General features: G+C 69.1%; 10 protein-coding genes. All 10 read right to left on the bottom strand.

The features are described 5' to 3' along the window. Window positions 1-141 precede the first annotated feature (141 nt). Window positions 142-705, bottom strand: a complete 564-nt coding sequence (nadD, locus tag Q8Q85_12100; protein MDP3774996.1) for a nicotinate-nucleotide adenylyltransferase — start codon at window positions 703-705, stop codon at window positions 142-144. Further along, on the bottom strand, window positions 680-1,435 hold the full coding sequence (bamD, locus tag Q8Q85_12095) for an outer membrane protein assembly factor BamD (protein MDP3774995.1): 756 nt from the start codon (window positions 1,433-1,435) through the stop codon (window positions 680-682). The genes nadD and bamD overlap by 26 nt, the downstream gene beginning before the upstream one ends. An 83-nt stretch (window positions 1,436-1,518) precedes the next feature. Next, on the bottom strand, window positions 1,519-2,421 hold the full coding sequence (locus Q8Q85_12090) for a tetratricopeptide repeat protein (protein MDP3774994.1): 903 nt from the start codon (window positions 2,419-2,421) through the stop codon (window positions 1,519-1,521). 25 nt (window positions 2,422-2,446) lie between these two features. Then, window positions 2,447-3,154, bottom strand: coding sequence for a tetratricopeptide repeat protein (locus tag Q8Q85_12085; GenBank protein ID MDP3774993.1), 708 nt, complete (start codon window positions 3,152-3,154; stop codon window positions 2,447-2,449). Window positions 3,155-3,168: 14 nt separating this feature from the next. Continuing rightward, window positions 3,169-4,101 (bottom strand): SDR family oxidoreductase, encoded by a 933-nt coding sequence (locus Q8Q85_12080; protein ID MDP3774992.1) that lies wholly within the window; start codon window positions 4,099-4,101, stop codon window positions 3,169-3,171. A gap of 2 nt (window positions 4,102-4,103) precedes the next feature. Beyond that, window positions 4,104-5,402, bottom strand: coding sequence for a UDP-glucose/GDP-mannose dehydrogenase family protein (locus Q8Q85_12075; GenBank protein ID MDP3774991.1), 1,299 nt, complete (start codon window positions 5,400-5,402; stop codon window positions 4,104-4,106). Next, complete coding sequence (rfbB, locus tag Q8Q85_12070; GenBank protein ID MDP3774990.1) at window positions 5,399-6,412, bottom strand: dTDP-glucose 4,6-dehydratase; 1,014 nt, start codon at window positions 6,410-6,412, stop codon at window positions 5,399-5,401. Before rfbB ends, Q8Q85_12075 begins: the two co-directional genes overlap by 4 nt. A gap of 2 nt (window positions 6,413-6,414) precedes the next feature. Beyond that, window positions 6,415-6,900, bottom strand: a complete 486-nt coding sequence (locus tag Q8Q85_12065) for a dTDP-4-dehydrorhamnose 3,5-epimerase family protein (GenBank protein MDP3774989.1) — start codon at window positions 6,898-6,900, stop codon at window positions 6,415-6,417. Continuing rightward, window positions 6,887-7,624, bottom strand: a complete 738-nt coding sequence (locus Q8Q85_12060; protein MDP3774988.1) for a sugar phosphate nucleotidyltransferase — start codon at window positions 7,622-7,624, stop codon at window positions 6,887-6,889. Before Q8Q85_12060 ends, Q8Q85_12065 begins: the two co-directional genes overlap by 14 nt. Further along, on the bottom strand, window positions 7,621-8,502 hold the full coding sequence (gene rfbD, locus Q8Q85_12055) for a dTDP-4-dehydrorhamnose reductase (protein MDP3774987.1): 882 nt from the start codon (window positions 8,500-8,502) through the stop codon (window positions 7,621-7,623). Before rfbD ends, Q8Q85_12060 begins: the two co-directional genes overlap by 4 nt.

Below are 8,502 nucleotides of genomic sequence, written 5' to 3'. Positions count from 1 at the left end.
TCCGAAGACCTTCGCTACCAGCTGCTGTATCTGAATGCTAAGGTCTCGCGTTCACTGTCTGGCCCGTCCCGCTGGGCCCCGAAGGGCGGCCGTGCGCCTGTGCCCCTGTGCCCCTGTGCCCCTGTGCCCCTGTGCGCCTTTTCACTGATACAGATGATGCCGCGCGATATGGTCCGCCACCGCGTCCGGCACCAGATACCTGATGCTCTTCCCCGCGATACAGCGAGCCCGGATGTCGCTCGCGCTGATCTCGATCGCCGGCGTGGCAACGAGGTGCTTCACCAACGCCGAGGTCACTTCCGGCGAGCCCGGCCGCTTGAGCACCGCCACCTCCGCCAAGCGCGCGACCTCGTCCGCGGCACGCCAGCGCGGAAGCTCCGCCGCCGCGTCCGCGCCGAGGATCAGCACCAGCCGGTCGTCGGGCCACCGCTCCTTCAAGATACGGAGCGTGTCCACGGTATACGACGGACCGGCCCGGTCCAGCTCCATCGTCTCGATGGCGTAGCGCGAGTGACCCTGGATGGCGAGCCGCAGCATCTCGCACCGATGCTTGGCGGTCGCGACCGCCCCGCCTTTGAGCGGCTGGCGAGCACACGGCACGAAGAGCACCGTTTCGAGGCCGAGGGCCTCGGCGGCCCGGTCGGCGGCGATCAGGTGGCCGTGATGAACGGGATCGAAGCTACCGCCGAATACTCCCGTCGCCACAAGCCAGCCTCACGTCGGGTCGGGTGCCGTAGTACTGCCGCAGATGGCTGCAGGTCTCCTGTTCCTCGTCGCGGTAGCCGATAGCGTGGTACGACCGCACCAGCTTGACCCAAGCCTCGGGGGCGAATGTCGTGGAGCCGTAGGCCGCGATGAGGCTCTTGAAGTAGAGGATCGCGGAGTCGTACGCGCCGCGACGGAAATAGAAGAGAGCGGTCTGGTATTCCTTCGCGGCGAAGTCCTCGTTGAGGGCGCGGATGCGCACTGGTGCCGCGGTCGCCGCGGGCGCGTCCGGGAACCTGCCCTCGAGCTCCTGGTAGATGGCGAGCGCGGTCTGCCCGTTGGTCGGGTCGAGCTCGGGCTTCCGCCACAGTTGCGCGTGTGAGTCCCCGGCGCGGAGCAGCGCTTCCGGCGCGAGTGCGTCGGTCGGGCTCTCGTCCGCCACGCGGCGGAACTCGCGCGCCGCCGTCACGTAGTCTCGCAACCCGAAATAGCACTCGGCCATGAGGAACCGCACGCGGGGCGCCAGCGTGTCCCGCGCCGGGAGGTCGAACGTCAGCTTCTGGAACCCCGTGAACGCACGCTGGAACCGGCCCGCCCGGAACTCCCGCATCGAATCGCGAAACAGCGACTCCGGGCTGGTGTAGGAGCCCGGGTTGAAGCGGTGGCAGCCGGACAGCAAGAGGGCACAGACGGCACCGAGGGCACAGAGGGCACGGGCGCACGGGCGCACAGCGTCACCGACTCGCGCTCTCCTCCGTGCCCCCGTGCGCCGGTGCGTGCGTGCGTCCGTCATCAAGCCTCCCGTTACCCCGATCACGGCTGCGGGTTTCCCGCGCCCAGGATCCTGCGCATCTGTTCTTCCGCCCGCCGGACCACCGGGTCGTCGGGGTCGCCGCTGGCGATCGCCTTGCGGTAGGCCTCGAGCGCGACCGCCGTGTCGCCGCCGGCCCAGCGCGCATCGCCGATCAGCAACCACGCCACTCGCACGGTGCTGTCCGGAACGCCGATGGCGATGGCGTGACGGAACTGCTCCTCTGCTTCCTGCAGGCGCCCCACGCCTAGCGCCGAACGGCCCGCTTCGACCACGCACCCCGCCTGCCCACCATGCGCGCCTCGGGCCAGCGGCACCGAAGGTCCCCGCCGCAGCACCGCGTCGTAAGTGCGCATCGCAAGGTCGCACCGGCCGGACCGCGCCGAGTGGTCGCCCCAAAGGACGAGCAGCGAGTCGAGCACGGCCGGGTCGTCGCTCGTCGCGGCCGCCGCGAGGATGATGTCCCCGTCCTCCGCCCCCCGGCGATCGGGGTCGAGCGCGGACGCTAGCCGGCTGGGACCGATACCGGCGAGGCCGCGTTCCGGCGCCACCGCCCGGAGCGCAGCGATGGCCAGCCGCAGCGCGGCGGGGTCGTGAGTGTCCACCGCCAGCCGCGCGGTGCGGACCAGTCCGTCCGCCGCCTCGAGGCCGGCTGCCGGGTCGGACTCCGCCATCTCCCGGTAGGCGCGGACCGCCTCGTCAAGCTCTCCGACGTGCAGCGCGGCGAGCGCCAGCTTCGCCTGCAGCGCGGTGGACGGCCGGTGTTGGCGCGCGGCGAGCCGGTACTCCGCCAGCGCATCCACGAAGGCGCGTTCGGCGTAGCGCCGGTCGCCCAGACGTTCGTGGTCAGGACCGGCGGTGCAGGCGACCGCCAGGGACAGGATGGCAAGACGGAGAGACCGCAAGCAGACTCCCCCCGACACCCGCTCTTCAGCCCCCAACCCGGGCGAGCAACTTCAGGTACGCCGCGATCTTGGGATCGTCCGGCGCGGCCTCCTGGCAGGCCTCCCACGCCGCCCGGGCGCCACCCATGTCCTTCATCAGGTAACACGCCATGCCGAGCGACGCGCGGGCCGCCACGTTGTTCGGCCGCTCGTGGAGCATCTTCTCCAGCTCGTGGTGCGCCTTCTCGATCTGGCCGTTGTCGAGCCGGAGCCGGGCGAGACGGTAGCGCAGGTCCACGAACTCCGGCCGCAGCTCCACCGCCTCCTCGAGCTGCACGATCGCCTGCACCAGCCCGCCGGCTTCCACGTAGGCCTCCGCCAGCTCGGCGTGCAGATTCGCCAGCCGTGACGCCATGGGCGCGGAGAAGCCGGTGTGATCCACGGCCCCGAGCTTCTGCGCGGAGGCGAATGTCTCCGCCGCCTCCTGATCCCGCCCCAGCTCGCTCAGCGTCACCGCGCGGTTGAGGTGCGCCTCCACGTAGCGAGGGTTCAGGGCCAGGGCACGGTCGAACTCGCGCACCGCCTCGTCCCGCTTGCCGATAATGGAATAGGAGAGCCCGAGCAGGTTGTACGCGTCGGCGAAACCCTGCCCCGCGTCTACGACTTCCTTGAGCAGGTGGACGGCCCCGTACGCGTCTCCGGCATCGAAACACTCCCGGGCGCGGACCACCAGGCGATCCGGATTCACGTCCATCGGAGAACCTCCCGTCACGAGAGTCTGCCGCGAAAGTAGTCGATGGTCTTCGCGAGGCCCGCATCCAGGTCGGTGCGCGGCTCCCAGCCCAGGAGGGTGCGGGCGCTAGAGATGTCCGGCTGACGCACCTTGGGATCGTCCTCCGGCAACGGCTCCCGCACGATCGGCGACTTGGACCCCGTGAGCGCCAGCACCTTCTCCGCCAGCTGATGCACCGTGAACTCGACCGGGTTCCCGAGGTTGGTCGGCTCTGCCGCGCCGCGCTCGAACAGCCGCAGGATCCCCTCGACGAGGTCGTCCACGTAACAGAACGAGCGAGTCTGGCTGCCGTCGCCGTAGAGAGTGAGCGGCTCGCCATTCAGGGCCTGCACGATGAAATTCGACACCACGCGCCCATCGCGCGGCCGCATCCGCGGCCCATACGTGTTGAAGATCCGCCCGATACGCGTGTCAACGCCGTGGAACCGGTGATAAGCCATCGTGAGGGCTTCGGCGAAGCGCTTCGCCTCGTCGTACACGCCCCGGGGCCCCACCGGGTTCACGTTGCCCCAGTACGACTCGGGCTGCGGGTGGACCAGAGGGTCCCCGTACACTTCCGACGTGGAGGCCAGCAGGAATCGTGCCTTCTTGGCGAGCGCCAACCCCAGCGCCTTGTGCGTACCCAGCGAGCCGACCTTCAGCGTCTGGATCGGGAGTTCGAGGTAGTCGCGAGGGCTCGCGGGCGAGGCGAAGTGGAGCACCCCATCGACCGGCCCTGCCACATAGATGAAGTTGGTGACGTTGTGCTGGACGAAGGCGAAGCGCTGGTTGCCCATCAGGTGCGCGAGGTTGTCCGGGCTTCCCGTGACGAAGTTGTCCATGCCCACGACGTCGTGACCGTCGGCGAGCAGCCGGTCGGCCAGGTGGGAGCCGAGGAAGCCGGCGACGCCCGTGATCAGGATTCGCACCCTCAGCGTCCGATCGAGTGGTAGATGAACCCGTGCTGGCGCATCCGCACCGGGTCATACAGGTTGCGTGCGTCGATCACGATCGGCCGCTTCATCAGCCCCTTCGCGCGGTCGTAGTCGAGGACGCGGTACTCCTGCCACTCGGTGAGGACGACCAGCGCATCCGCGCCCTCGAGCGCACCCCAGCGCTGCTCCAGATAGGTGAGCCGGTCGCCGTAGCGGCGCCGCGCCTCATGGATGGCCTTGGGATCGTGAACGCGCAGCCGCGCCCCTTCGGCCAGCAGCGCATCGATGACGGCGAGCGCCGCGGCCTCCCGCATGTCGTCGGTCTGGGCCTTGAACGCCAACCCCCAGACCGCGACGGTCGCGCCGGCGGCCGATCCGCCCATGGCGCTGCGCAGCTTCTCGACCGCGACGAGCTTCTGGCGGTGGTTGACGAGCTCGACGGCCTCCAGCACCTCGAGCCGGCATTCGTGCTCCCGCCCCGTGGTGATCAGCGCCTTCACGTCCTTGGGGAAGCAGGAGCCGCCGTACCCCGGCCCGGGATACAGGAACGCCGGGCCGATGCGCGCATCCGTGCCGATGCCGCGGCGGACATGCTCGATGTCGGCCCCCACCTTCTCGCACAGGGCGGCGAACTGGTTCATCAGCGTGATCCGCGCCGCCAGCATGGCATTCGCCGCGTATTTCGTCATTTCCGCTGACGGGATGTCCATGAAGAGCAGCGGGTTGCCGGAGCGGACGAACGGCTGGTACAACTCGCGGAGCAGGTTCTCCGCTTCGATGCTGTCCACGCCGAGCACGACGCGGTCCGGTTTCATGAAGTCCTGGACCGCCGCGCCTTCCTTCAGGAACTCCGGGTTCGAGGCCACGTTGAACGGGCGATCGGTATCGGCCTTGATGGCCGCGCGCACCCGTTCCGCGGTGCCCGCCGGCACCGTGCTCTTGGTGACCACTACTTTCGGACCGTTCATGTGCCGGCCGATGGTCTTCGCTACCGACAGTACGTGCCGCAGGTCCGCCGAGCCGTCTTCGTCAGGCGGCGTGCCGACCGCGATGAACACCACGTCGCTCGCCTCGACGGCGGCTCCCACGTCGGTGGTGAACACCAACCGGCCCTCGGCCTGGTTGCGCACCACCAGCGGCTCGAGGCCGGGCTCGTAGATGGGGATCTCGTTCTTCCGGAGCCTGGCGATCTTCTCTGCGTCCACGTCGGCGCAGTGCACTACGTTGCCGCTCTCAGCGAACCCGGCTCCGATCACCAGCCCCACGTACCCGGTGCCCACCACCGCGACGTTCATGCCGAGCGCTCCTCATACCAGGCGCGGTAGAAATCGCGGTACGATCCGTCCTTGACCGGCCGCCACCAGCGCTCGTTGTCCAGGTACCAGCGCACCGTGTCCCCCAAGCCCTGCTCGAACGAGCGGCTGGCCCTCCATCCCAACTCGCGCTCCGCCTTGGCCGGCTCGATGGCGTAGCGGCGGTCGTGCGCCGGGCGGTCAACGACGTGCCGCACCAGGTCCGGCGACGCCCCCACCAGCACCAGGATGCGCCGCACGATGTCGATGTTGTGGCGCTCCGACCGGCCCCCGAAGTTGTAGACCTCGCCCGCCTTACCCCGCTCCAGCGCCGCCAGCACTCCAGCGCAGTGGTCCTCGACGTGGATCCAGTCGCGGACCTGGCGGCCATCGCCATACACCGGCAGCGCGATCCCGTCCACAGCGTTGGTGATCATCAGCGGGATCAGCTTCTCCGGGAATTGGAACGGGCCGTAATTGTTCGAACATCGGGTGACCACCAGGTCCATGCCGTGAGTCCGCGCGTAGGCCAGCGCGAGGTGGTCCGCGGCGGCCTTGCTCGCGGCGTACGGGCTCGTCGGGTCGAGCGGAGTAGCCTCCGTGAACGGCGGCTCGTCCGGCGTCAGCGCGCCGTACACTTCGTCGGTGGAGACGTGAACGTAGCGGCACCCGGTGCGCGCCCGCACCGCGTCCAACAGCACCATGGTGCCGATCACGTTCGTTCGCACGAACGGCTCGGCCGAAAGGATGGAGCGGTCCACGTGGCTCTCGGCGGCGAAGCCCACCACGGCGTCGGCGGGCTCGATCGCGCGCCGGACATCCTCGGCCCGCGCGATGTCTCCCTTGACGAAGCGGTATCGGCCGTCGCCCGCGAGATCCTCGAGGTTGGCCGGATTGCCGGCGTAGGTGACGAGGTCGAGGTTCGTCACCGTCCAGGTCGGCCGCTCGCGCAGCACGTAGCGTACGAAGTTCGAGCCGATGAAGCCCAGCCCGCCCGTCACGAGGAGATGCACGCTCAGCCGTCCTTGCGCGACCAGTCGTACGGGATGCGCGGGTCATGCGCGTCCACCCGGAACTCGTCGGGACGCTGGTAGTCATAGACCTCGGTGGCGAGGTTCACCACCAACGCCTCGTGCTCCGAGATGCACTTGAAGCCGTGGAACACCAGCGGCGGGATCTGGACCAGGAGCGGATGGTGGTCCCCGATGAAGAACTCGTTGATGAGCCCCTTCGTCGCCGACGCCTCGCGTTCGTCGTACAGGACGACCTTCATCATGCCCCGCACGCACACGAAGTGGTCGGTCTGGCGCTCGTGATAGTGCCACGCCTTGACCACGCCCGGATAGGCGGCCGTGACGTAGACCTGGCCGAACTTCACGAACAGCTCGTCGTCGGCCCGCAGCATCTCCATGAGGCGGCCGCGCTCGTCGGCCAGGACTTTCAGAGCTTTCGTCCGTACGCCCTCGATGAGGGTGCGCGACGGAGGCTCAAACCGTTTCACTGGCGTTCCCCTTCCCCCTGGCCACCAGGGTGGCGGCGCGGAACAGGCTCTCCACCGTCCCCGCATCGGTCCACCAGCCGTCGATCACTTCGTGCGCGAGCTCGCCCCAGGCGAGGTACTGGTTGTTGACGTCCGTGATCTCCAACTCCCCGCGGCCCGACGGCGCGAGACCGGCGACGATCTCGTAGACGCGGGCGTCGTACAGGTACACGCCGATGACCGCGTAGCGCGACTTCGGCTGTTTCGGCTTCTCCTCGATCGCCACGATGCGGTCTCCGTCGAACACCGGCACGCCGAAGCGCTCGGGGTCCGGGACCTCCTTCAGCAGCACCATGCCGCCGCGTCCCCGCCGCGCGTACCGCTCGACCGCCGGGCGGATCGATTGGCCCAGGATATTGTCGCCCAAGATGACGCACACCGGCTCGCCATCGGCGAAGTCCTCCGTGAGGCGAAGCGCGGCTGCAATGCCGCCCTCACCTTCCTGATAGGTGTAGTGCAAGCGGCGCAGGCCGAACTCCTTGCCGTTCCCGAGCAGGCGCAGGAAGTCCCCCGCATTGTTCCCGCCGGTGACCAGCATGATCTCGGTGATCCCCGCCTCGACCAGCGTCTCCAGGGGATAGTAGATCATTGGCCGGTCGTAGACCGGAAGCAGGTGTTTGTTCGTCACCCGCGTCATGGGCGAGAGGCGTGAGCCCAGCCCGCCCGCCAGGATCACCCCCTTCACGCGACGGCCTCTCCGATCAACCCTGTCCCCGGCATGACGCCTTCGCATACGTACGCCCGGACCTGCTCGCGCCAATCCGGTAATCGCACCCCCAATCGCGCCTCCACGGACCGGCAGTCGAGGTAGGAGTTCGCCGGCCGCGGCGCCGGCCGCCCCAGCTCGGCCGTCGAGCACGGCGTCACCAAGCCGACCGACACTCCGGCGAACTCGTAGACCGCGCGCGCGACGTCGAACCAGGTCGCGGGACCGGACGACATCACGTGCCATTCCTTCGATACGCCGGCGGAGCAGAGTCCCCACAACGCTTCCGCTACGAGCCGCGACGACGTCGGCGCCCCACGCTGGTCTGCGACCACCATCACCGGACGTCGCTCCGCGGCCGCACCCCGCATGGTGTCCACGAAGTTGCTGCCGCCGGGGCCGTACATCCATCCCGTGCGAACCACGACACCGGCATCGCCCAGCGCCCGCACTTCGCGCTCGCCTTGGAGCTTGCTGCGACCGTACGCGCCCAAGGGTGCCGGCGTAGCGTCCGGCGCGATCGGCCCCGCTTCGTATCCATCGAAAACGTAGTCGGTGCTGATGTAGACCACCCGGGTCCCCGCGGCCTCGCAGGCGCGGCACACGTTCGCAGTGCCCTGACCGTTGACCCACATGGCCTCGTCTGGCTCCGCCTCGGCGCGATCGACCGCGGTGTAGCCGGCCGCGTGGACCACCACGTCGGGCATCACATCGGCGATCGCGGCAAGCACGGCCTGCTCGTCGGTCACGTCCAGGTCCGCCCGGCGCCAGGCGACCACCTCCGCGCCGGCGCGGCGCCACAACGGCACCAGGGTGCTGCCGAGGAGCCCGCCCGCCCCGGTGACCCCTACCTTCAA

This window comes from Gemmatimonadales bacterium, assembly GCA_030697825.1.
Classification (GTDB): Bacteria; Gemmatimonadota; Gemmatimonadetes; order Gemmatimonadales; family JACORV01; genus JACORV01.
The sequence above is the reverse complement of the archived record's forward strand: the minus strand, read 5'-3'. Positions and strand labels throughout refer to the sequence as shown.

Excerpts from the sequence above, each read along its gene's own strand:
- Q8Q85_12085 (MDP3774993.1), bottom strand. The coding sequence starts at position 3,154 with ATGGACGTGAATCCGGATCGCCTGGTGGTCCGCGCCCGGGAGTGTTTC.
- Q8Q85_12075 (MDP3774991.1), bottom strand. The coding sequence starts at position 5,402 with ATGAACGTCGCGGTGGTGGGCACCGGGTACGTGGGGCTGGTGATCGGA.